This window comes from Oculatella sp. FACHB-28 (assembly GCF_014696015.1).
Taxonomy (GTDB): Bacteria; Cyanobacteriota; Cyanobacteriia; order Elainellales; family Elainellaceae; genus JAAUTN01.
In genome coordinates, this window is record NZ_JACJPJ010000098.1 from 28,822 (window position 1) to 53,090 (window position 24,269).

At 48.8% G+C, this 24,269-nt stretch carries 16 protein-coding genes; 11 read left to right on the forward strand and 5 right to left on the reverse strand.

Going from position 1 to position 24,269, the window contains the following annotated elements; translation table 11 throughout:
* Window positions 1-29: 29 nt before the first annotated feature.
* Window positions 30-1,478 carry an epoxide hydrolase family protein gene (locus H6F88_RS27390; RefSeq protein WP_190645981.1) on the forward strand — a complete coding sequence of 483 codons (1,449 nt, stop codon included), beginning with the start codon at window positions 30-32 and terminating at the stop codon, window positions 1,476-1,478.
* A 178-nt stretch (window positions 1,479-1,656) separates the two neighbouring features.
* Here H6F88_RS27390 and H6F88_RS27395 read toward each other — a convergent pair whose 3' ends face one another.
* Window positions 1,657-2,616 carry a glycine zipper domain-containing protein gene (locus tag H6F88_RS27395; RefSeq protein WP_190645982.1) on the reverse strand — a complete coding sequence of 320 codons (960 nt, stop codon included), beginning with the start codon at window positions 2,614-2,616 and terminating at the stop codon, window positions 1,657-1,659.
* A gap of 1,175 nt (window positions 2,617-3,791) precedes the next feature.
* On the opposite strand from H6F88_RS27395, the gene hflX reads away from it, so the two are divergent.
* From hflX to H6F88_RS27425, 6 genes are all read left to right on the forward strand, one after another.
* Window positions 3,792-5,501 carry a GTPase HflX gene (gene hflX / locus H6F88_RS27400; RefSeq protein WP_190645983.1) on the forward strand — a complete coding sequence of 570 codons (1,710 nt, stop codon included), beginning with the start codon at window positions 3,792-3,794 and terminating at the stop codon, window positions 5,499-5,501.
* Window positions 5,502-5,521: 20 nt separating this feature from the next.
* The gene (locus tag H6F88_RS27405; protein WP_190645984.1) at window positions 5,522-5,947 is read left to right on the forward strand and encodes a pentapeptide repeat-containing protein; all 426 of its coding nucleotides are present in this window, start codon (window positions 5,522-5,524) and stop codon (window positions 5,945-5,947) included.
* Window positions 5,948-6,718: 771 nt separating this feature from the next.
* Complete coding sequence (gene glf, locus H6F88_RS33690) at window positions 6,719-9,160, forward strand: UDP-galactopyranose mutase (protein ID WP_190645985.1); 2,442 nt, start codon at window positions 6,719-6,721, stop codon at window positions 9,158-9,160.
* Window positions 9,161-9,249: 89 nt separating this feature from the next.
* Window positions 9,250-11,442 (forward strand): family 1 glycosylhydrolase, encoded by a 2,193-nt coding sequence (locus H6F88_RS27415; protein ID WP_190645986.1) that lies wholly within the window; start codon window positions 9,250-9,252, stop codon window positions 11,440-11,442.
* Window positions 11,443-11,493: 51 nt separating this feature from the next.
* Window positions 11,494-11,697: a hypothetical protein gene (locus tag H6F88_RS27420; RefSeq protein WP_190645987.1), complete on the forward strand. Its 204-nt coding sequence runs from the start codon at window positions 11,494-11,496 to the stop codon at window positions 11,695-11,697.
* Between the two features lie 118 nt (window positions 11,698-11,815).
* A complete protein-coding gene (locus H6F88_RS27425) occupies window positions 11,816-12,850 on the forward strand; it encodes an aldo/keto reductase (protein ID WP_190645988.1) in 1,035 nt (344 codons plus the stop codon).
* A gap of 71 nt (window positions 12,851-12,921) precedes the next feature.
* Here the strand turns inward: H6F88_RS27425 and galK are convergent, their stop codons facing one another.
* The 3 genes from galK to galT form a co-directional block, all read right to left on the reverse strand.
* Window positions 12,922-13,995 (reverse strand): galactokinase, encoded by a 1,074-nt coding sequence (gene galK / locus H6F88_RS27430; RefSeq protein ID WP_190645989.1) that lies wholly within the window; start codon window positions 13,993-13,995, stop codon window positions 12,922-12,924.
* A 60-nt stretch (window positions 13,996-14,055) separates the two neighbouring features.
* A complete protein-coding gene (locus tag H6F88_RS27435) occupies window positions 14,056-15,207 on the reverse strand; it encodes a M24 family metallopeptidase (protein WP_190645990.1) in 1,152 nt (383 codons plus the stop codon).
* A gap of 219 nt (window positions 15,208-15,426) precedes the next feature.
* Window positions 15,427-16,527 carry a galactose-1-phosphate uridylyltransferase gene (galT, locus tag H6F88_RS27440; protein ID WP_190645991.1) on the reverse strand — a complete coding sequence of 367 codons (1,101 nt, stop codon included), beginning with the start codon at window positions 16,525-16,527 and terminating at the stop codon, window positions 15,427-15,429.
* Window positions 16,528-16,849: 322 nt separating this feature from the next.
* On the opposite strand from galT, the gene H6F88_RS27445 reads away from it, so the two are divergent.
* From H6F88_RS27445 to H6F88_RS32945, 4 genes are all read left to right on the forward strand, one after another.
* Window positions 16,850-17,653: a phytanoyl-CoA dioxygenase family protein gene (locus tag H6F88_RS27445; protein ID WP_190645992.1), complete on the forward strand. Its 804-nt coding sequence runs from the start codon at window positions 16,850-16,852 to the stop codon at window positions 17,651-17,653.
* A 258-nt stretch (window positions 17,654-17,911) separates the two neighbouring features.
* On the forward strand, window positions 17,912-18,943 hold the full coding sequence (locus H6F88_RS27450) for a glycoside hydrolase family 43 protein (RefSeq protein ID WP_190645993.1): 1,032 nt from the start codon (window positions 17,912-17,914) through the stop codon (window positions 18,941-18,943).
* 598 nt (window positions 18,944-19,541) lie between these two features.
* Entirely contained in the window at window positions 19,542-21,770 is a 2,229-nt protein-coding gene (psaB, locus tag H6F88_RS27455; RefSeq protein WP_190645994.1) for a photosystem I core protein PsaB, read from the forward strand.
* A 124-nt stretch (window positions 21,771-21,894) separates the two neighbouring features.
* Complete coding sequence (locus H6F88_RS32945) at window positions 21,895-22,131, forward strand: hypothetical protein (RefSeq protein ID WP_206756472.1); 237 nt, start codon at window positions 21,895-21,897, stop codon at window positions 22,129-22,131.
* Window positions 22,132-22,247: 116 nt separating this feature from the next.
* Here H6F88_RS32945 and H6F88_RS27460 read toward each other — a convergent pair whose 3' ends face one another.
* Window positions 22,248-24,158, reverse strand: a complete 1,911-nt coding sequence (locus tag H6F88_RS27460) for a glycoside hydrolase family 2 TIM barrel-domain containing protein (protein ID WP_190645995.1) — start codon at window positions 24,156-24,158, stop codon at window positions 22,248-22,250.
* Window positions 24,159-24,269: the final 111 nt, after the last annotated feature.

Here is a 24,269-nt window from a genome sequence, read left to right on the forward strand (position 1 = left end):
CAGACAATTTACAGCACGGAGAAAACACCATGACCCAACTAAAAAAAGTACGTTACCCAACCAAAACCCGCACGATAGGTGCCTTCGTCTTCCTCTCACGATTCCTTGTTGCGCTTTTTGTGGCAACGGTGTTTCTAGCACCACTCAGCCGCGTGCTGGCGCAGCAGCCTACACAGAGTGGCGCACAAGCTCAGGTTGTAACCGAGGCGATCGCAACCCAAGACAACACACTCCGCCCCTTTGGCAATGAAGCTGCCACGACTCAACTCGAAACTGCACAGTCCGCCGACACAACTGCAATTCGCCCCTTTCAAGTCCACGTTCCACAAGAGCCGATCGACGACCTTCGCCAACGCATTGCGGCGACTCGCTGGCCTGACCAGGAGACTGTTACCGACCAGTCACAGGGTGTGCAACTGGCAACCATGCAGGAGCTCGTCCGCTACTGGGGCGTGGAGTACGACTGGCGGAAAGCCGAGGCGAAGCTGAATGCCTTACCGCAATTTATAACAAACATCGACGGATTGGATATTCACTTTATCCATGTCCGCTCCCAAAATCCTAATGCGTTGCCGTTACTCATTACGCATGGCTGGCCCGGCTCGGTCATTGAACAGCTAAAGGTCATCGGTCCACTAACCGATCCCACTGCCTACGGAGGACAACCAGAGGATGCCTTTGACCTGGTGATTCCGTCGATTCCCGGCTACGGCTTCTCCGGCAAGCCGACGGGCATCGGTTGGGACCCCGATCGCATTGCACAAGCCTGGGCAGAACTGATGCAACGCCTCGGCTACACCCGCTACGTTGCCCAAGGCGGCGACTGGGGATCTCCCATCACTAGCGCGATGGCGCGCCAGGCACCAGCAGGATTACTCGGAGTCCACCTCAACCTGCCAGCGACGATACCGCCCGAGATAGCCACAGTGCTTGCTAGCGGCAGTCCCGCACCAGCCGAACTCTCCGAGCAGGAACGCGCGGCGTTTGACTCACTCGATACGTTTAATAAGAAGGACCGAGCCTACGCTGTGATGATGGGCACGCGTCCACAGACGGTCGGGTATGGTCTGTCGGACTCGCCAACCGGACTTGCGGCGTGGCTGCTTGGGCATCCAGGCTTCGCGCAGTGGACCTCCAGTGGCGACGATTCCGAAAAGTCCCCGACGAAAGACGAAGTGCTGGACGACATCACGCTGTACTGGCTAACAAATAGCGCGGTTTCATCAGCTCGGCTGTACTGGGAGAACAAAGCCAGCCTCTTGAACGCGATCGCCCAGAAGACCAACGAAATCTCGCTGCCAGTGTCCATCACGGTGTTTCCAGGGGAGATCTATCAAGCTCCAGAGACGTGGGCTCGGCGTGCCTATCGCAACCTGATCTACTTCCATGAGGCTGACAGGGGCGGTCACTTCGCGGCATGGGAGGAGCCGCAGCTCTTTTCCGAGGAAATCCGCGCAGCATTCAGGTCACTGCGTTAGTTCGAGACCAATGTATTCACTCGGCAAAATGACTAGCTATCAATAGAGGTAGTCATGGAAACAGCAGATATCATTGTGATTGGAAGTGGTCAGGAAAGCTAGGCGTACACAAACATAAAAGTTGGGGAGCACCTGAAGAGGTGCTCCCCAACTTTTTATGCACTAAGAATCAGAACAATTAAGCCTTTCCTCGCCTGTCGTGGAGCTTTTGCTCAATTAGAGGATCTTGCCAACCCGTTGGTTCCGCACTATTTCCAGAGGAGGGTTCCTCTAGGGTCTTCTTCGCTGCCGAAGTTGCACTATCGGCAACATCTTTAGCTTTTTGAGAGGTTTGGTTAATGGTGTTTTGGATCGCGGGCCTTACATCATCATTGATTGTTTTTTTAGCAGAATCGGTGACTCCGCGAACGTCTGCTTCATTGATTTTGCCTTGTACAGACTGGGTTACACCGCGAACATCTGCTTCGTCAATTTTGCCTTGAATAGATTGGCTGACACCGCGAACATCTGCTTCATTGATTTTGCCCTGTACAGACTGGGTTACGCCGCGGACGTCTGCTTCATTAATTTTGCTTTGGACAGACTGGCTTACACCACGAACATCTGCTTCATTAATTTTGCTTTGGACAGACTGGGTTACGCCGCGAACATCTGCTTCGTCAATTTTGCCTTGAATAGATTGACTGACACCGCGAACATCCGCTTCCTCGATCTTCTGCTTTGCAGACTCAGCTAGCCCTTTGACATCTGTTTCGTCAATCTTTTCTTTGACACTATCAAGGGCATCTTCAACCCGATGGGTGACGCTTTCAGCTGCGTCCTTAATTGATCCCACCGCATTTTCCACTTGCTGGTCCATGTTTGTAGCAGCTTGATCACCAATAGCTGCACCTGCGATCGCGCCACCTACAGCACCAACGGCTGCACCCATTTTACCACCGACCATTCTACCAACTACCGCGCCTGCAACACTACCTCCGGTTGCGCCAACCGCTTTAGCTACAGTATGTCCACCGCTTTGATTTTTTTTGTCCTTCTCTGTCTGCTCGGATTGGGTAGAAGGAAAATTGGTATCCTGACTTACAATGTTTTTATCAGGATTTCCAGATGGATATTGGTTATTGCTTGCACTCGTCATAAAGTAAATCCTCTTGAAAGATAAATTTCTCTTATTTCTATTTAGAGCATATCAATTGGGATCTAGTAATTCATCTTCTCAAGGCTGAGACTTTCTAGAAGCTATTTCAGCCAATAGTTATAGACCTTCGCTATCGATTCAATTTTCTAATACTCAAACAACCATTCACTGATATCACTAGTAGAGCTTGATATTGATACAGCGAGGATTCCGAAGAAATTAGACCAGATTAACCTAAAATCTTAAGCGCTAATAAGCTTTCTTAATGAATCTAGGGCAAGCTGGAGCAGAATAGATGTGGCAATGGCTATAGTGGACGATCGAGCTCGTGCATATCTTTTTGTCACTAATAGAAGCTGGAGCAACGTGGCAGTTACTCGAACAAGGTATAAGAAAGGAGCACTCACGCTGATTGATAATAGAGCATATATTTGCTGCTCTGTGTTTAAAGAAGATGCTTATCGCTACGGCAGGAGTTTTCTCCAAAGCACAGTGTTGATTTAAGCTAAGCTTTTGTCACTCAATAAGCTATCCTTTCGCCAAAGTTCAATCTAGAATATTGATTCTTTCTTTGAGCGATCGCCTCCACTCATATGTCTACGAACTGTATTTCTGAACACACCTCGGCTTCACCTTTAGTTCAACTCTGAAGACAGAGTAGTCCTAGCGCTTGAGGCAGACGTTAGCTAGAGCGATCGCCCTCTACACTCTAGAGATGAAGTTTAGCCCCGTCTCTTCACTATCACTAACCCGCTTCTAACAAAGACATTAATTATTAAAGATATTAAGAGAAACTTATGCAACTTCAAGTCGAGTGTAGCAACACAGTTGGAAAACAGCAGGTTTGCCAGATTTGTAATTGTTCCTTTGAAATGCAAGCCGCACAGATTATGGTTTGTGATGACCAAGGAAGCATCTACGGCAATGTTTGCCCTGTCTGCATTAGCAGAGGATTTGGTTGGCTTAACAGCCACTTTAAACCGTTCAGGTAGATAAAAACAGCAATTGCCGTGCCCTCAAATCTAATTGCTGTGATTAAAGAATGAAGTGGACAACTGTAAAAACTGGAGGCGCGCTCCTCAAAGGGTTCCAGTTTTTAGGGCATGCTTGGTTGCATCTACTTCACTGACTTAATATCACTTTAAAGAACCTGTGTGAGTAAACAGATTAAAACGATGGAAAAAGTTTACGGGAATACACAAGGCATTAGATCGAGTCATCTCAAACAGCTTCAGCAATTGTATGAGCAGCGACAGCCGGGCGATCGCTTTGTAACCTCTGAATTTGCCCAACAGTTGACGGCTCTCAGCCTTGAAACTCACCATCCCTTATGCAGCTACATCAATCGTCGTGGGCAAATCGTCCGCATCGCGATAGGAACTCCTGCCCAAACTCAGCTTGCTGCTTCTGAGCTACCTCGCCAAAGTGCTGAACGCTTGAGTGGCATTCACTGTGTGGCTGTTCAGCCTACCCCTCCTGATGCTGCAAGCCTACTTGCAATGGTACGACAACGCTTAGATGCACTAGTCATCCTGATTCCAAATGAAACAGATGGGAAGCGACCGGGAAACCATAATCCAGCCTCAATCAAAGAAGCCTATCTCGCCCATTTGGTATCTGACCTGAAAACACCTTGGGCTGTTTCACCCCCCTTTAAACTAGAAGATTTGGTGGAACAGGACTCAATTGATTGGGTTGATGAGTGGGAAACGGAGTTTCAGGAATCTGGCTTTGCAGCATTGCAGTTTCAGCAAATTGAGTCTGATGACGATCGCGTCCTTCTGGTCGGACTGATGACCGATGATCTAACAGAACAACGGTTTCACGATGGTTTAGCAGAACTGACTCGACTCGTAGAAACGGCTGGAGGCGAAGTCGTGGGGACAGTGCAGCAAAAGCGATCGCGCCCTCATCCCCAGACTGTGGTAGGTCAAGGCAAGGTTGAAGAAATTACGCTTCAGGCTCAAACCTTAAACGCTAACTTGATTGCATTTGATCGAGACATTTCCGCTTCCCAAAGCCGCAACTTGGAGGAACAGATTGGCATTCGAGTTGTAGATCGAACTCAGGTTATTCTGGATATCTTTGCTCAACGCGCCCAATCTCAAGCAGGCAAATTGCAAGTCGAATTAGCGCAAATGGAATATCTGCTGCCTCGCCTACGAGGGCGCGGACGAGAAATGTCTCGTTTGGGTGCTGGCATTGGCACGCGAGGACCAGGAGAAACCCGCCTGGAAGTAGAGCGACGCACCATTCAACAACGAATTAGTCATCTCCAGCATGAGGTCAACCAACTCCAGGCACATCGTTCTCGCCAACGCCAACAGCGCCAACAACAGGATATTCCTACCGTTGCATTGGTTGGCTACACTAATGCAGGCAAATCGACCCTGCTTAATGTTTTGACCCAGGCTGAGGTTTATGTTGCCGATCAGCTATTCGCAACCCTTGATCCCACAACTCGCCGACTCACGATTTCTGAGCCGTTATCTCAAGAACAGCGTCCATTGCTGCTCACCGATACGGTTGGTTTTATCCACGAACTGCCACCTGCACTGATTGATGCATTTCGCGCCACACTCGAAGAAGTAACTGAGGCAGATGCACTTTTGCATGTGATTGACTTGTCTCATCCCGCCTGGGAAAGTCATATCCATTCGGTAGAAGCAGTATTGGCAGATTTATCAACTCTTCCTGACCCAAATTTGCCAATGTCTACCTTGCTAGTGTTTAACAAACTAGATCAGGTGGATAGTGAGACGTTGGCGATCGCCCAGCAACAATATCCACAATCAGTGTTTATTTCAGCCACTAAAGGTTTGGGCTTAGACACTCTCCGACAGCGACTACTACAACTCATCGATCACGTAACCATACCCGTATAACTGAAACGGCTTTAAACATAATGGACACCAATGTCTTGCAGCGTTATTGGGCAGGAGAAAGAGATTTTGTCGGACTAAAACTAGCCAATGCAAAGTTAAATCGAGCAGAATTAACCAACATCAACTTGTCTCAAGCAGACTTAAGAGGAGCTAGACTCATCGGAGCTAATCTACAGCAGGCAAACTTAAGCAATGCATGTCTAGCAAATGCAGATTTAACAGACGCTAATTTAGAAGGTGCAGATTTAAGAGGTGCAGATTTGTCTGCTGCGCTGCTACTTAGAACAAACTTGTCCCAAGCAAGGATGGTGGGTGCTAACCTGAAGTGGGCATCTTTAGCAGGCGCAAACCTAGCAGGTGCAGACTTAGACGATGCAATTCTGAGTCGAACAATTTTGCCCGATGGTTCTTCCCTTAGCCCTGCACTAAGCCTGGACAGATTGTAAAGTTCCTCTTCAAAAGAATTGCAGGGGAGCGAACTGAAAGGATATTACCTTGAGTGAACCTGTAAATAATTCTCAAGCTCAAATGTTTTCAAAGTCACAAACTTGCTTCATTTAATCCCCCTCCCCCGGGTGGAAGATTGGATAGGAAGGCAAAAGTAAATTTATAACTTAGCAGCTAGCAAATGAAACTTCTCGTAGGATGACTGATGGGAAACAGTTGCCTGTTGAGGATTTTTCGTGCTCAAACCAACTCCTCGAGACAACAATTTCTTGAGGAGTTTTATTTATTGTTGAAAACTAAATCATACCGATTCTACACAGTGGTTCATATTTTGTAGCGTACTCTATACAGACTGCAAAATACAAAGCTTTAAAGAAAATCAGTCTTAAATCGTAGTCTGTAACAAGAAGCTGTAGCTATTAGCACTATCTTCCGTAACATGGCATAGCCCTTCAGACGCAAATCACGCTGTTCTTGAGATAGAGGATAAAGCAGATGACAGCAGATATTGTTTTTAGTTAATGGCTAAAGAATCAGCTCAGCTTATTGCCTGAATTCTTTACTCGACGATTGAGACTGGTTTTATCTGACTCATAGTTTTTGGTAGAGATCGCCGAGTAGTAATTAGGTTCTTTTCACCTTACTGGCTGATGTTTGCCGCTCGTATCACCCTGATTCAAATAAACAGTTGCCAATTTTGGAACTCGTGATTCTTCAGTCGATAGTTCCAAAGCAAACCTCACCTTAAAAACAGCAATATTGGTAGCCCTATGCCACAAAAAAAACAGACGTTTGATGAACGCAACGGTCAATCTCAAAGTTCTAAAAAATCTTTAGCAATGAGTACACCTTCATCTAGCCTATATTCATCTCACTCTCAATCCACAATTGAGAAAAGTATTTCTGTAACTGCGTCTGTTCAAGCGCCTGATTTGGTTTGCTTATCCCATTTACGCTGGAATTTTGTTTACCAGCGGCCGCAGCAATTGCTGAGCCGTTGTGCTCAAACGCAGCGGATCTTTTTTATCGAAGAACCTATTTTTCACCCTTCTATTCAGGCACAGCTAGAGGTAAGCCAGCCTGAAGCTGGTGTTTGGGTAGTTGTGCCACAGTTGCCCGAAGGGATGAGTGAAGAGGCGATCAACACGGTTCAACGGAGTTTGATCGATGATTTGTTGGCAGAGCGAAATATTCAACAGTACATCTGTTGGTATTACACGCCAATGGCGATCGCCTTCACTCGCCACCTTGAACCACTGGCAGTAGTTTATGACTGCATGGACGAACTATCGGCCTTTAAGGGTGCCTCTCCTATCATGAAACAGCGGGAGGCTGAGCTGTTTGGTCGTGCCGATCTGGTATTTACGGGTGGGCAAAGCTTATACGAATCAAAGCGGGATCATCATCCAAATGTGTATGCTTTCCCCAGCAGTGTGGATGTGCCTCACTTCGCTCAATCTAGAAAACTCACCGAAGACCCGGCAGATCAAGCAAACATTCCCCATCCTCGACTCGGCTTTTATGGGGTAATTGATGAGCGGATGGATATTGAGCTAATCGCAGGCATTGCTGCAGCCCGTCCCGACTGGCATTTGGTTCTGATTGGTCCCGTTGCTAAGGTTGATCCCGCCAATTTGCCGCAGGGTGAAAACATTCACTACCTGGGCAGCAAAGATTATAAAGAGTTGCCCTCCTATCTGGCAGGGTGGGATCTTGCAATGCTGCCCTTTGCCCGTAATGAATCGACTCGATTCATTAGCCCCACCAAGACTCCCGAATATTTGGCAGCTGGGAAACCCGTTGTATCTACATCCATTCGAGACGTAGTTCGTCCTTATGGACAACAGGGTATGGTGAGAATTGCTGACAACGTTGCAGATTTTGTTGCGTCGGCTGAAGCTGCGATGCGAGAAGATACTCCAACATCGGGATGGCTCAGTCAAGTAGATGCTTTCTTGGAAAAGATTTCCTGGGATCGGACGTTGTCTTCAATGCAAAAATTGATTGGAGAGGCGATCGCTGATACTCATTCATCTACCCATCTCACGACTACTCACGCAACAGGATATGGACAAACCCCAGCGGTTGTAACCAGAGACTTTGTATTTGACTATCTGATCGTGGGAGCAGGTTTCTCGGGTAGCGTCATTGCAGAGCGACTGGCAAAATCTGGCAAAAAAGTGCTGATAGTCGATCGTCGCAACCATATTGCTGGCAACGCTTATGACCACTACGACAATGCGGGCGTTCTAGTTCACAAGTACGGTCCTCACATCTTTCATACCAACTCTCGTGAGGTATTTGAGTACCTCTCTCAATTCACAGAATGGCGTTCTTATGAACACCGCGTACTTGCCAGTGTTGATGGTCAGCTAGTTCCTATTCCAATCAACTTGAATACCATCAACAAACTCTACGGGTTAAACCTCAACTCATTCCAGGTTGAAGAGTTTCTACAATCATTGGCGGAACCCAAAGAGCAGATCCGTTCTTCTGAAGACGTGGTAGTAAGCAAGGTTGGACGGGTTCTCTATGAGAAGTTTTTCCGGGGCTACACTCGGAAGCAGTGGGGACTTGACCCGTCAGAACTGGATAAATCTGTAATTGCTCGCATTCCCACACGCACTAATCGGGACGATCGCTATTTCACGGATACATACCAGGCGATGCCGCTACATGGTTTCACTCGTATGTTTGAAAACATGTTAAACCATCCGAATATCAAGGTAATGTTAAACACCGATTACCGCGAGATTGAGAAAGCGATTCCCTGTCGTGAAATGGTGTATACGGGACCAGTTGATGAGTTTTTTGAATATCGTTATGGCAAGCTGCCCTACCGATCGCTGGAATTTAAACACGAAACTCACAATACACCTGTCCATCAAACTGCTCCTGTAATCAATTATCCTAACGAGCATCTCTATACTCGCGTCACGGAGTTTAAGTATTTGACCGGACAGGAACACTCTAAGACCAGTATCGTTTACGAGTTTCCCCGTGCTGAGGGTGATCCCTACTATCCTGTGCCGCGCCCCGAAAACGCTGAAGTGTATAAGAACTACAAAGCGCTAGCAGATACTACTCCTGGGGTGTACTTTGTTGGACGGCTGGCAACCTACAAGTACTACAACATGGATCAATGTGTAGCTCAAGCACTCAACGTATACAAGCAAATTGCTAGCAAACAACGCTTAGAAGCAACTAGCTAGAGCGTAGGTAAAGCGTGAGATTCCTGGTTCCTAAGCTAGAGTTAGGAACCAGGAATCTGCTAGATCAAATTTAACTAGGAGAATCGTTGATGAACTTGGAACCTCTCTCACTTCCACCTTTGGAGATGTGGGCTGGAGTGGAGTGTACGGTTAATCGTGTGGGTGATGAGTATTTTGATCAGTTGGAGCGCAATGGTCACGCGACGAGGCTAAATGACCTCGATCGCTTTGCTGCATTAGGCATTCGTGCCATTCGCTATCCAGTGCTGTGGGAACGGGTTGCTCCAAACGGATTGGAAAAGGCAGATTGGACTTGGACCGATGAACGGTTGGAACGGCTGCGGGAGTTGGGGATTTGTCCAATTGTAGGATTGGTGCATCATGGCAGTGGCCCACGGGATACCAGTTTGATTGATCCAGCATTTCCAGAGCGGCTGGCGGAGTTTGCCCATGCGGTGAGCGATCGCTATCCTTGGGTGACTCACTACACACCCGTGAATGAACCGCTCACAACTGCTCGATTTAGCGGACTGTACGGACACTGGTATCCGCACGGTCGCGACGATCGCACCTTTCTGCGTGCTTTGCTGGTTCAGTGCCGCAGCGTTGCTCTTTCCATGCAAGCCGTCCGTCAGGTCAATCCTGACGCGCAACTGGTGCAAACTGAGGACATGGGCAAAACGTTTAGCACACCCCTGCTGGCATACCAGGCAGACCTGGAAAATCAACGCCGCTGGTTGAGCCTGGATTTGCTCTGCGGTCGGATTAATCCAGATCATCCACTCTGGCATTACTTTTGTCAGGCTGACATTGAGGCGGCTGAATTGGAATGGTTCCTAGAGCATCCCTGCCCGCCAGATATTGTTGGCATCAACTATTACCTGACGAGCGATCGCCTACTCGATGAACAGTTGGAAAAATATCCAACTCACTTTCACGGTGGTAACGGTCAGCACGAATACGCTGATGTAGAAGCTGTGCGGGTTTGTGGAGAGGGAGTCGCTGGACATTATCGCCTGCTACGAGAAACTTGGGAACGATATCAACTCCCAGTTGCGGTGACAGAAGTTCACCTATGTTGTACCCGTGAGGAGCAGTTGCGCTGGCTCAAGCAAGCCTGGGAGGCAGCGCAACAGTTACGCGGCGAAGGAGCAGACATCCGGGCGATCACGGCTTGGTCGTTACTAGGAGCCTATGACTGGAACAGTTTGGTCACTCGTGCCAATAACTTCTACGAACCGGGTGTGTTTGATTTGCGATCGCCTACCCCTCGTGCCACTGCTTTGGCTACAATGGTGAGCCATTTCTCCCAAGGCAAAACTTACGAGCACCCTATCCTCGAAACACCAGGATGGTGGCAACGCCCAGAACGCTTGTTCTACCCCGCTGTTAACTGTAATTTCTCATCATCCACTACTTCCCCAGCACGTCATGACTCTCTCTCTCCACTCGTAATCACGGGTGCAACCGGAACACTAGGACAAGCATTTGCTCGAATCTGTGATATCCGAGGCATTCCCTATCGACTGTTAACTCGACAGGAAATGAACATTACAGATATTCAATCAGTGGAGCGATCGCTAGACGAATTAAGACCCTGGGCTGTGATCAACACAGCAGGATATGTGCGAGTTGATGATGCCGAACGTGAACCTCATCTATGTCAGAAAATTAACGCTGATGGAGCCGCAATTCTAGCACAGGCTTGTGTTGAACGAAGTGTTGGGTTGGTGACTTTCTCCTCTGATCTGGTGTTTGATGGTACTCACACAAAGCCTTATCTAGAAAGCCATCAAGTTTCACCGCTCAACGTGTATGGACACAGCAAAGCTGTTGCCGAAAAGTGGGTGTTGCAGACCCATCCTTGTTCACTGGTGATTCGCACTAGTGCCTTTTTTGGGCCCTGGGATCGTCATAACTTCCTCACGATCCTGTTGCAGACGCTTGCGGATGGAAATCCATTTGTTGCTGCGAATGATGCGATTGTTTCTCCCACTTATGTTCCTGATTTGGTTAACACCACTCTTGATCTGTTAATTGATGGTGAGTGTGGTCTGTGGCATCTAGCGAATCCGGGAGCGATCGCCTGGGCAGAGCTAGCCCAACTCACTGCGAAGCTAGCAGGCATGGATGTTAGCCGCATCGAAGCCCGTCCATCTCACTCACTTGGCTGGGTTGCCCCTCGCCCAGTTTACAGTGCTCTGGGTAGCGAACGGGGTACCTTGTTGCCTGAGTTGGATCAAGCGATCGCCCGTTATTTGCGCGAGCGACAGTCAGTGTAATGGGTAAGGAGTAAAAATAAGTGGCGAAGCCACATTAAAGGAGAAGTTAAGATGTCTGATGAACAACAGGATGAATCCCTTGGCTTAGAACAACTTCCTCAAACTGAGCTAGATGCTGTTCCCGGCAAAGGGGAAAAGCAAGACCCTAATACTGGAGATATTCATGAAGCAGGTATATCCAAGCCAGATATCACTACGCCAGATGCTGCAAAGCTGACGGCTGAGCAGAACCGTAATACCAATTCCAAGAACTAAGGCTACAGATGAAAAGGCACCCCGCTAAGTGAGGTGCCTTTTCATCTATAACCGTTTTCGATCGAAAAGGTATAAGAACGATGATTGAGTAATATTTACCATTCATTAAAGGTGAACTATGGCAAGCTCTAAAACAACGCGGCGGAATTTCCTGATTACCAGCGTGATTGCGGCAGGTGGAGCAGTGAGTAATGGGGCTTGCCAACAATCTCAGACGACTACAACAGCCCAAGTACAAAACGACTCATCCTCTATACTTTCTGAGCCTGCTACTTCGTCATCTACACCTTCTGCTCCAGTAGAAATTCCCCAACAAGTGCTCGGACGTACCGAGGTTAATATACCAATTTTGGGCTTGGGAGGAGCGGGTCGTACTCCGCTATCTCGTGCTGGAGAAGAGCAAGAGGCGATCGCCATCATCGAACGAGCCTTAAACTTGGGAATTCGTTACTTTGATACTGCTTCTAGCTACGGCCCCAGTGAAGAAAGGTTGGGAAAAGTTTTACCTTCTCATCGAGCAAACTTATTTTTAGCCAGCAAAACAGGCCACCGAGATCGGGATGGTGCATGGCAAGACTTAGAGCAGTCTCTCCAGCGTTTACAAACGGACTATCTTGATCTTTGGCAGTTTCATGCTCTGACATACGATTGGGATTTGAACACTCTGCTAGATCAGCAGCAAGGTGCAATCAAAGCCGCAGAGGAGGCACGCCAGCAAGGAATCATTCGTTTCATTGGCATCACAGGACACTACAACCCAGCAATCATTGCTGAGGGGTTACGTCGTTACCCGTTTGATACAGCCTTGATTCCGGTTAATGCTGCTGATAAACATACTGCTAGCCCATTTATCACAGAAGTCTTGCCTACTGCTCAGCAACACAACACAGGGTTGATTGCAATGAAGGTTCCTGCCTATGGTCGGCTAATCGAAACGGAAGCTGTAGATGGAATGCGTCAGGCAATGGGATATGCTTTGTCTCAATCAGGAGTACACTGCTGCATCATTGCCGCAGAAACCGTGCAGCAGTTAGAACACAACGTTACTGTAGCTCAAACATTTCAACCCTTAACAAGTGAAGAAATAACTGCAATCGAGCAACGCACAGCCGCTGACTGGCAGAACTTTAGCTTCTTTCGCGAGTGGGCATAGAGTGACAACTGCTTTCTTTCACTTAGGAAAGCCACAGTAATCGTCTATCAAAGCTGTACAGAGGGTTGGTTTTACTCTGGAACCAGGATATGTCCTAAATAGCCTAATTTGTTGTAGTTTTCGAGAACTTCGTGGGCGATCGCTTCTCCTCTTCCAGCAGTTACCAGAGCCACACATGCGCCACCAAATCCGGCTCCGGTTAACCGTGCCCCTAATACACCAGGTGTTTTTTGCAGAAGTTCTACAAGCTGATCAAGTCCGGCTACGGATACTTCGTAATCATCTCGGAGGCTAGCGTGAGAATCATTCATCAACTCACCAAACCGTTCTGCTGAAACGCCTTGACGCGCTTCCAATACTCGATTGTCTTCGGTTACCACATGACGTGCCCGTCGCCGCAAAGGTTCGGGCAAGGTTTCTACAGTTTCCGGGTCAGTTACATCTCTGAGTGCTTTGACCTGCAATAGCCGGGCTGCTTCTTCACATTCTGCTCGACGTTGGTTGTACCCGCTAGTTGCCAGTTGCCGAGGAATGCCGCTATCGATTACAACAACTTCTGTATCTTGAGGAAGCGGAATCTTTTGGCGTTCGAGCGTTCGAGTATCCAAAAACAGCAGGTGTTGAGGATCTGCCAAACTGGATGCCATTTGATCCATAATGCCGCAGTTAACCCCGGCATACTGAATTTCTGCCTGCTGTCCTAGTTGAGCGATTTTTACATCGTCTAAGTCGAGGTGGAGGAGCGATCGCAATCCTCGTAAGGTCGCAACTTCTAGTGCGGCGCTGCTCGACAGCCCAGAACCAATGGGCACAGCCGAAGTGATAAATATGTTCACAGGTGGGATCGAGTGTCCTACTTGTTCCAACATGCGAATGCAGCCAACTACGTAACTGGCGAACCCTTGCGGCTTTAGGGAGGAGTCCATGTTTGAATCGGTAATGTCAACCCATTCTTCCAGTTCCGCAGAATAAAGGTGGTGTTGATTGTTTGGGCTAAGCCCTAAATAAACGGTTGTTTCCTGGGGAATTGCCGTCGGTAAAACAAAGCCATCATTGTAATCAGTGTGTTCACCCAGCAGGTTTACTCGTCCCGGAGCACTGGACTGGACTGTGGGTGCTGCATTAAAGATCTGTTGAAAGTCCATAAGTCACAACCTGCCTGTTTTGAGTGTGAGGTAGGCAGACCGCCCGTCCTCGTATATTTCTCACCGTTCTAGAGGTAAGGGTCTGGCACGTCCATTCACATCGATGCTTTGCCAGTTAGGGTCAAGGGTGAGATTTTTCAAACCGCCATTAGAAAGCACAAAGGTATCTTCAACTTTTGCTCCTGACAGGCTAGGATTCCAGGCTAGAACCATGTTTTCGGCTAAGGAATCGGTGCTGGTAGGCGTTGCAATCACTTCTCGCGCCAGATAGCCTGCGGTGCCGCCCTGATGATGTTCCTGAATGGCGTGAGGATAGCCTTGCTGGGTATAGGACTGGGCGATCGCCTCATACACTTCCCGCAAAGACACACCGGGCTTAGACGCATCCAGTGTTGCTGCTTCTACTTCTCGCACCTGCTGATGTAACTTCGCCTGCTCCAATGACAATCCACCAAAGTAAACGAAGCGGGTCAGACTAGCAACCAAGCCATAGCCCCGCGCACAAAAGACCAGCATGGCGACTCGCCCAAGTGCCTCATGCTTAGGGACAGGATGGCGATAGAGAGGCAATCGTTTCTCCCCTGCTGCTAGGGTTAGCGCGGGATGTAGTCCCCTTGCCCACATTGCTCTTGCTCCGGCTCCGGCGAGTTGATATTCTGTCCAGTCTGGTTGCGCTTCAAGTAATACTTCTGTCATCGCTTCACTGGCTAACCGCCCAACTAGTCGATATCGCTCCAGTTCGCTAGGCATCATGACTCGCTTGTGGGTGATTAGGGATGCCGGAATCGGAAGCTCAGTAAAATCTGATGACGTAGAGGGTTTGTCACTCAGAATCTTTCCGCCACCAGCCACCTCTTGCACAAAAGTGTCTCGTGCGGTTGAATCAGCCCAGGGGTGAGCAAAGAGTTTATAACCTCCAGCAGACTCATCTCGTCCCGGAAGTTCCTCATCTATAAACCGCTGGGCTTCAATTTCATCGGTCAACAACCAGGCACCCTCAGACGTTACTAAAATTTCTGCGGCTCCAGTTTCCGCTGCAAGCAAAACAGTGTGTGTTGCTCCGGCAGTTGCCCAAGAAAACCAATCTGTGCCGCGCAGTCGTAGCCCTGTCACTCCATCGCTTAGAGCCGCCCGCATCAGCTCTAGTTTGCGAGCAATTTCGGCGGCATAGTGAGTGTTAAATGACGAGTTTTGAACTGAGGCAGAAATCATTGGTTTAACGTGAATATAAATGAATAAAAATGATAAAAGTTGTTTGACTAACAAACTCTCTGATGTAGGTTGGGTGAAGCAAAGCGGAACCCAACATTTGCCTAGTCTCGTAGCTCTACCTTCGCTTTACCCAACCTACGCCTGTTCGCATTTTGCCTCTGTTGGGTTCCGCATTCGCTTCACCCAACCTACGGAATTTGCTACTTTCCAAACGCCCTCTTATACAGTGTGTAATTCCTCCAAATTGACATTTACAGCCTGTAATTCCTTTGCTTTTTCCTCTGGTAGTGCATCGTTGGCAAACATTCCGGCTGCCAATTCGGTTCCTGCTAGATATTTCAGCCGTTCTGAAGTGCGGTAAGGAGGGTAAAACTCAGCATGGAGATGCCATTCTGGATGAGGTTGACCATCGGTAGGAGCCTGAAACCATGCCATCAAATAGGGAAAAGGACGATTCCACAGTCCGTCATATTTCAAGGTGACTGTTTTGATGGCTCTAGCCAGTCCCCCACGCTGCTCTGAAGTGAGTTCTAAAAAACCTGGCACGGGTTGAATGGGGGCAATCCAAACTTCATAGGGGTAGCGAGCACACACCGGTACAAAGGCGATCGCCCACTCATCTCGATATAAAATTCGCTGATTGTCCTTAATTTCCTGTTGAATCAGGTCTTGTAACAGCCCCTGCTGGTGCTGGTCGTAATAGGTTTGCTGGCAGGACTGCATCCGCGCAGGAACAGGTGGCACAAACGGATATGCATAAATTTGTCCGTGCGGATGGTGTAGCGTCACGCCGACTTCTACCCCTTTATTCTCGAAGGGCAGCACGTACTGAATTTGAGAGATATTTCCTAAGTGACGGGTGCGATCGCCCCACACCTCCAATAGCAGTTCCAAATGATCCACCTCTAGAGAACCGAGATAAGCTTGGGGGTCTTGAGTAAAGACCACCACTTCACAGGCTCCGTTAGAAGGCAAGGTTTCGACAATTTCAGGAGGTGCATCGTGAGCCGCTGGAGTCATTGATGGAAAACGGTTTTCAAACACCGCCACATCATATTTGCCTTGGGGAAGCTCAGTCGGAAATTGAGGATTGTGAGTTGGAGCCAGCGGATTGTACTCCGGGGGCGGCATAAACGTGCGCCCCTGTCGATGACTGGCATAGGCAACCCACTCACCCCGCAGCGGATGCCAACGCAAATGGGGATTTGCCTGCACAGGTTCATTACTTGGACTGGGAGCCTGAATGCCTGTCGCAATTGGAGTACGACTGTACAAAGTCAACGCTCGACCATCCGGCTTGGACAACTCCTGAGAATACATCTCTGGACACAAATAGAGGATATATCAAGCTTTACGTTTCAAGCTGTTTCACACATTCCCTTAAAGACGGGTTCTTTGTAACAGGAATTCGTGATAATAAACACACTTTTTATGATTTGATCCAACAATTTCTTGGCTAAATTTCCTAATGGTTCACCCCATTGGGAGAGGTATTTCAAACTTTTTTTACAATTTGATTGGCAATCGCCCCATTGCTTCTATCCAGGGGAATAATTGAAAGTGTATAGAGCGCTACTTCTCTATTCAGTCTGCCCCCAAGGGCAGCATCTAGATTTAATGCCCGAGTTCAGCAAATAGTGAAATGATTCAAGCTACAGGTGTTACTAAATTCACAACAGCAGATTTCAATCAGCTTGCCGAAGACCTGAATCGAGATGGAATCTGCATTATTCGTCAACTTTTCGATCCGCAACTGATTAAAGAGTGGGCAGAAGCCTTCAACCAACTCTTTGAGCAGCGCCAAAACCAACCAGGCGGATTAGCCCCGCGTGAGCAAGCTCGCTACTATTTAACCCTGCCCTGGGTTGCCCCCTTTGCAAATACGGAGGTGTTTGCCAATCCGGTAATTTTGGCTGTGCTAAATCGAGTTTTTCATCAGGAATATCGCCTGGTTCAGTTGGGGGTTGATATTCCAACAAAAGGCTCAGATTATCAAGAAATTCATCGGGATTTTCGCCCGCTTTTCTCGGATCAAATCGTTACGCCTTTATATGCAGTGGCGGTAAATTTTCCGCTCGTTGAAGTAACTGCAGACAATGGTCCTTTTCAAATGGCCCGTGGTACTCATGTTCTTCCCCGTGAAGAAGGGTTAGTCAAAGTCACGGCTGGCGAAATTCCGTTGGAGTCTTTCTACCTAAAGCCAGGAGACGTGATGATCCGATCGCCCCTGGCACTACACCGAGGCTCACCTAACCAAACGGAACAACCTCGTCCAATGGTTGTGATGGGTTACGTGATGCACTGGTTACATACTCCCAAGGTTGATTTGACCGTAACGCAAGACTATTACGAGAGCTTACCAGAGCAAACCCAGCAATTACTCCGCTGTGAAGTGGTAGATCAATTGCCAGAAAAAGCTGAAAGTTACATCAATTTTAAGTATTAAGAACCGACTAGAGTAAAGCAAACGTGGGGGTGGGCATTGCCCACCCCCACGTTTGCTTTACTCTGTTTCGCATTCACTTTTCGAAGTGTTAGCACCAACCTTGATGTTACAAAGTGTACCGAGCGGTAAATTGCGCCTTCTATGATAAGGAATAAGCGCACTGGTTGATATCAGTGCAATTCTGTTTAGCGAAATTATTGCCGCATTTTACTTACAGTTTTAGTACTCCTGCACTCGGTAGCTTCAAGGAAAGTAACAATGTCACAATCCACGCCAATAGAGTCTACTACACTCGCTTACACCAATCCAGTTTATCCCAGCTACTTTGCTGACCCGTTTGTTTGGGAGTATCAAGGGGTTTATTACGCGATCGGCACGGGGGAAGCCGAAGCCGAAGGAGAAGTAGATGAAGCTGGCGAACAGCGCGTCTTTCCACTTCTACGCTCTCACAATTTGGTGGACTGGCAGTCCGCCGGACGAGCTATGCTGCGACCCGATGCTTCCCTTGGCAATAACTTTTGGGCACCCGAAGTTGCCTACTGGGATGGCACCTTTTATCTTTACTACTCTGTCGGGCATGAGGACAAAAATCACCAGTTGCGGGTAGCAACTAGCGATCGCCCCCTTGGTCCCTACCAAGATATCGGCAAGCCACTCCTGGAAGCAGAGCCTTATCCCTTTGCGATCGACCCCCATCCATTTCAAGATGACGACGGGCAATGGTATCTATTTTATGCTTGTGATTTCCTAGATACCGAAGGAGATGCACGAGCCGGAACTGCACTAATGGTAGACCGCCTGGAAAGCATGACCAAGCTAGCAGGAGAGGCAAAAGTCGTCCTACGCGCTCATCAGGATTGGCAGCGGTTTCTGGAGAATCGCCCGATGTACGGCGGCACCTATGATTGGCATACCCTCGAAGGTGCGTCGGTTCGCAAGCATGAGGGGCGCTATTACTGCTTTTATAGTGGTGGACGCTGGGAAACAGAAAACTATGGAGTGGATTATGGCGTTGCCGACCAAGTGATGGGGCCTTACTCTGACGCAGGCAATGAGGCAGGTCCGCGAGTGTTACGAACCGTTGCTCACCGAGTTTTAGGTCCAGGACACAACTCCATTGTGCTAGCTCCCGATCGCCAAACTGAATACATCGTCTACCACGCTTGGGATACAAACCGAACTGCCCGCCGACTGTGTCTGGATAAGCTGGTCTGGACACCAGAAGGTCCACGTTGCAACGGACCTACCTGGACACCGCAGATGATAAGCATGGGTAATAGAAATAGCTAAGAGATTGTGGTGCTAACGCTATCAACCAACCCAGTAAACAACAGCCTGTTTCAACTTCATACTTAATCTCCAACTTGGCACTATACCAATTCCAAAAACTAGGGTTACAGATGGAAGGGCACCCTGCGGCGCGAGGTGCCCTTCCATCTGTAGCCTCTTTTTTAAAGAAACGTCATTAAGCATTGGCAGAGTAAGCATTGCGCACCGCTTGGATGGGACACACAATTTGTTTGTTTAAGAAACAGGAATTCAACAAAATTTACGTTTCTTAGAAAAATATAGATAGTGTTTGGTATCACAAAATCCTGTAATGCAATACTCCTTCCTAAGTCAGACCTGAGATAAAGCGGTAGTCGGTAGAGTAATTAGCTAAATAGCTCTCCTTCTGTGGTTATAGGAGGAAAGGTATAACCGTTGAGATCGGCTAATCGAAACATAGTTACAGAACGCTAGCCGTTTAGTTCCCTTTGCAGCAGCGTTTGGAGCTTGTCTGAGAGATAACTTAATAACTCACTTCAGTGGACGTTTAGCCACAAGATACGGTGGTTCAACTCAAGAATAATGCGCCATAGCTTAAAGGATGAAATAGGCAAAATATATGGCAACTAAATTCCCAAAATTTAGCCAGGACTTGGCTCAAGATCCGACTACACGTCGGATCTGGTATGGGATTGCCACCGCCCATGACTTTGAAAGCCATGACGGAATGACCGAGGAGAATCTTTACCAAAAGATTTTTGCCTCGCACTTCGGTCACCTGGCAATCATCTTCCTCTGGACATCTGGCAGCCTCTTCCACGTCGCCTGGCAAGGCAACTTTGAGCAGTGGATTAAAGATCCGCTGAACACTAAACCGATCGCCCATGCGATCTGGGACCCTCACTTTGGTCAACCCGCCGTTGATGCTTTCACACAAGGTGGTGCTTCTGGCCCGGTTAACATTGCCTACTCGGGCGTTTACCACTGGTGGTACACCATCGGCATGAGAACCGATGGAGAACTGTACATGGGTGCAGTTTTTCTGTTGTTACTGGCAGCAGTTTTTCTGTTTGCTGGCTGGCTTCACCTTCAGCCCAAGTTCCGTCCTAGCTTGTCCTGGTTTAAGAATGCTGAGTCCCGACTCAACCACCACTTGGCTGGTTTGTTTGGGGTTAGCTCCTTGGCTTGGGCAGGTCACTTGATCCACGTTGCCATCCCCGAGTCTCGCGGACAGCATGTAGGCTGGAATAACTTCCTGACGACCCCACCTCACCCCGCTGGTCTAAAACCATTCTTTACGGGCAATTGGGGCGTGTATGCTCAGAATCCTGACACCCCTGATCACCTTTTCAGCACCTCTCAAGGTGCTGGAGATGCAATTCTGACCTTCTTGGGTGGTTTCCATCCTCAGACTCAGTCTCTGTGGTTGACGGACATGGCGCATCACCACTTGGCGATCGCCGTGATCTTCATCATTGCGGGACATATGTACCGCACTAACTTTGGGATTGGTCACAACATCAAGGAGATGTTGAACGCCAAGAACTTCTTCGGCATCAAAACTGAAGGGCAGTTTAACTTGCCTCACCAGGGTTTGTACGATACCTACAACAACTCCCTGCACTTCCAGCTAGGCATTCACCTGGCGGCGCTGGGCGTTGTCACGTCTCTGGTGGCTCAGCACATGTACTCCATGCCACCCTATGCTTTCATGGGCAGGGATTTCACCACTCAAGCAGCGCTCTACACCCATCACCAGTACATTGCGGGCTTCCTAATGATTGGTGCGTTCGCTCACGGTGCGATCTTCTGGGTGCGGGACTATGACCCCGTTCAGAACCAGGGCAACGTGTTAGCTCGCGTCCTGGAGCACAAAGAGGCAATCATCTCTCACCTAAGCTGGGTATCGCTGTTCCTGGGCTTCCATACGCTGGCATTGTATGTTCACAATGACGTGGTAGTTGCCTTTGGTACGCCTGAGAAGCAAATCTTGATTGAGCCTGTGTTTGCTCAGTTCATTCAAGCTGCTCATGGTAAAGCACTGTATGGCTTTGACACACTTCTGTCTAACCCAGACAGCCTCGCTTTTACAGCTTGGCCAAATCACGGCAACGTCTGGCTACCGGGTTGGCTAGGAGGTATCAACAGTGGTACCAATTCTCTTTTCCTAACCATTGGACCTGGCGATTTTCTGGTTCACCATGCGATCGCCCTAGGTCTGCACACTACCACCTTGATCTGTGTGAAGGGTGCCCTGGATGCACGTGGAACCAAGCTATTTCCTGACAAAAAGGACTTTGGCTTCTCCTTCCCCTGCGATGGTCCTGGACGGGGCGGCACCTGTCAGTCTTCTGCGTGGCAGCAGTCTTTCTACCTAGCAATGTTCTGGATGCTGAATACGTTGGGCTGGGTTACTTTCTACTTCCACTGGAAACATCTGGGCATTTGGTCAGGCAACGTTGCTCAGTTCAATGAAAGTTCGACCTACTTGATGGGCTGGCTACGGGATTATCTGTGGCTCTATTCTGCGCCAATCATCAATGGCTACAACTCCTACGGCATGAACAATATTGCTGTATGGGATTGGATGTTCCTATTTGGACACTTAGTTTGGGCGACGGGTTTCATGTTCCTGATTACCTGGAGAGGTTACTGGCAAGAGTTAATTGAAACTCTTGTTTGGGCCCATGAACGCACGCCTTTAGCGAACTTGGTTCGCTGGAAGGATAAGCCTGTTGCTCTGTCCATTGTTCAGGGATGGTTGATCGGTCTAATTCACTTTACGGTTGGCTACATTCTCACTTATGCAGCCTTCCTGATAGCCTCAACCGCCAGTAGATTTGCTTAAGTCGCTAACTCCTCATCGTTAACCATTGATAAGTGCCCAACCCGGAGATCCTTTGGATTGGGCGCTTGTTTCTTTTCAAGCGAACTCTTCATATTCCACCACGGGTTAAAGTGGCAAGCGAACAATGAGTTATTCAAAAGAGAGAACAAAAGAATCTACGAGCGAAGCTCTCGACCGTGATTATTCCGCTCAAATACACGTTTCAGGAACATCGACCATACCCTTAGAACAGGTCCAAGTGGATCGGGGAAACGTTAACAAAGCTTCTGCTTATTCACTAGGTTTTAGGGTTGTTGTAGGACTTTTTCTGGCATCGCTTCTCTTTATCGCAGCGATTTATTACGGTCTGATTAATCCTTAGTCTAGCCAGTAGGTCTAGCCAGTAGGGTGTACTAATTCCGCCCACCCCAGTCCTTCTCCCGCAGGAGAGGAACTGGGGTGGGCGCAGTTGTTTTTGTTTCTTGTTCCTCCCGAACTTCAGCAACCGTTAGGTCCGCAGTGGGCCACGAGTTGAGGCTGTTCGGAGGGGGGTGTCCACTGCCCTGATACGACATCAGGGCTGAAGCCTCTACCATGAGTGGCAGCGGCGATCGCCTCTAATGCGAACTTAGGAGTGCGATCGGCGTAGAGCAGCCCGTTTGCTTCCTGGAAAGTGTCGGTCAGCTGGGTATAGCAGAAACCGCTAAAGATCTCAACCTGATTTATTACTCTCAACAAGTCTGCGTACTGCTGATAAAACTCAGAAGCGTTGTCAGATCGGGCATAGCCCCAGGTTTTGTGAGCCTCATCCGGGGGTGTGTAGGCAATACCACCAAACTCGGTGAGCATAATCGGCTGTCCCTGGTGAGGGTAGCCATCTAAGGTGAGAATACGCCCGCCCGGACGCTGGCGATCGAACAGGTCAGACAGCTTAACTTCAGGACCATAACGGTTTGCTAACCGTTGCGGATGACTGTCGTAATCGTGGATTGCCAAAATATCGGTGGCTGTACTTTCCCAACCATCGTTACCGATCACAGGGCGAGTCGGGTCAAGCGTCTTGGTCAGGTGGTAAAGCGCTTGAACGTAGTTGCGGTGGGCGGGAGTCGCAGTCAGGTCAGGCACACCCCACGACTCATTAAACGGCACCCAAACGACAATGCAGGGGTGACTGGCATCTCGCTCGATCACTTCTGCCCATTCTCGGGTCATGCGCTCAACGGCTTTAGGGGTAAACCGATAAGCACTGGGCATTTCCTCCCAGACGAGTAGCCCTAGCACATCTGCCCAATACAAAAAGCGAGGATCTTCGATTTTCTGGTGCTTTCTGACGCCGTTGAAGCCCATTTGCTTCACTAGCTCTACATCTCTCCGCAGGGCTTCGTCGGAGGGAGGGGTCATGAGTGTTTCTTCCCAGTAACCCTGGTCTAGCACCAAACGCAGGTAGTAGGGATGTCCGTTGAGCATGAAGCGATCGCGCTGAATTCCCACAGTTCGCATAGCGGTGTAGGACTGCACCTGATCTAAAAGCTGCCCGTCCTGCCAAAGCTGAATCTCAGCATGGATGAGGGTTGGCTTCTCAGGACTCCAGAGCAATTCATTCCGGTAATCGTCAATACCGGGGTCAGACAACGCGATGCGGCGATGAATTTCTCCATTGAGTACAGCATAGGTGTCATTGACAAGAAGCTGTTGCCCTACGGTTAGCCGCACTTTAACCTGAAGGTCGCCCTGCTCTTCCCCAGTGACAAAGGCTTCAAAGCCAATTTCCCAGCGCTCAAAATGGGGAGTCCAGCGCAGACGGTCGATATAGGTTTCTGGCACCTGTTCCACCCAGACGGTTTGCCAAATGCCGCTAGTGCGTGGATACCAAATGCTATGCGGTTGAAGCTGCCAATCTTGCTTGCCGCGCGGTTTTGCTAAATCGTGAGGGTCGTCCTGTGCCCAAACGGTAACCCGTTGCACTCCATCAGCATTCAGGACAGGCGTGATGTCCATGCTAAACGGGGTGTGTCCGCCTACGTGTTCTGCCATGAACTGACCGTTGACCCAAACCCGTGTTTGGTAGTCTACTGCGCCGAAATGCAACAGTACTCGTCCTTCTTTAGCTGGCAAGAGAAACTCTCGCTCGTACCAGCAGTTGGGGTGGAAGCCATGATCATCAATCCCACTTTGGGTAGATTCCGGTGCAAAGGGAACCTCGATAGTATGACTCCAACTGGATATCTGGTCGGGCTTGGTGTACTGCCCTTCATCATCAAACATAAACTTCCACTGCCCGTTGAGAGAAAGCCAGTGCGATCGCTGCAATTGTGGGCGCGGGTACCCCTGTAGAGGCGTTTGTAGAACGTCGTCAGTCCCAATGGGACAAGGATAGCGGTCTTCGAGGCACTTACCGAATGTTTTCATTACAAGTTCAACCCTAGCTGCTCAAGAAAGGGTGCCCTTATTGATTTATGATTTAACCTTTGTTAGCAGACTTAGCTGGAGATGTCAAAGGAACAGCTCCCTCGCTTGAGT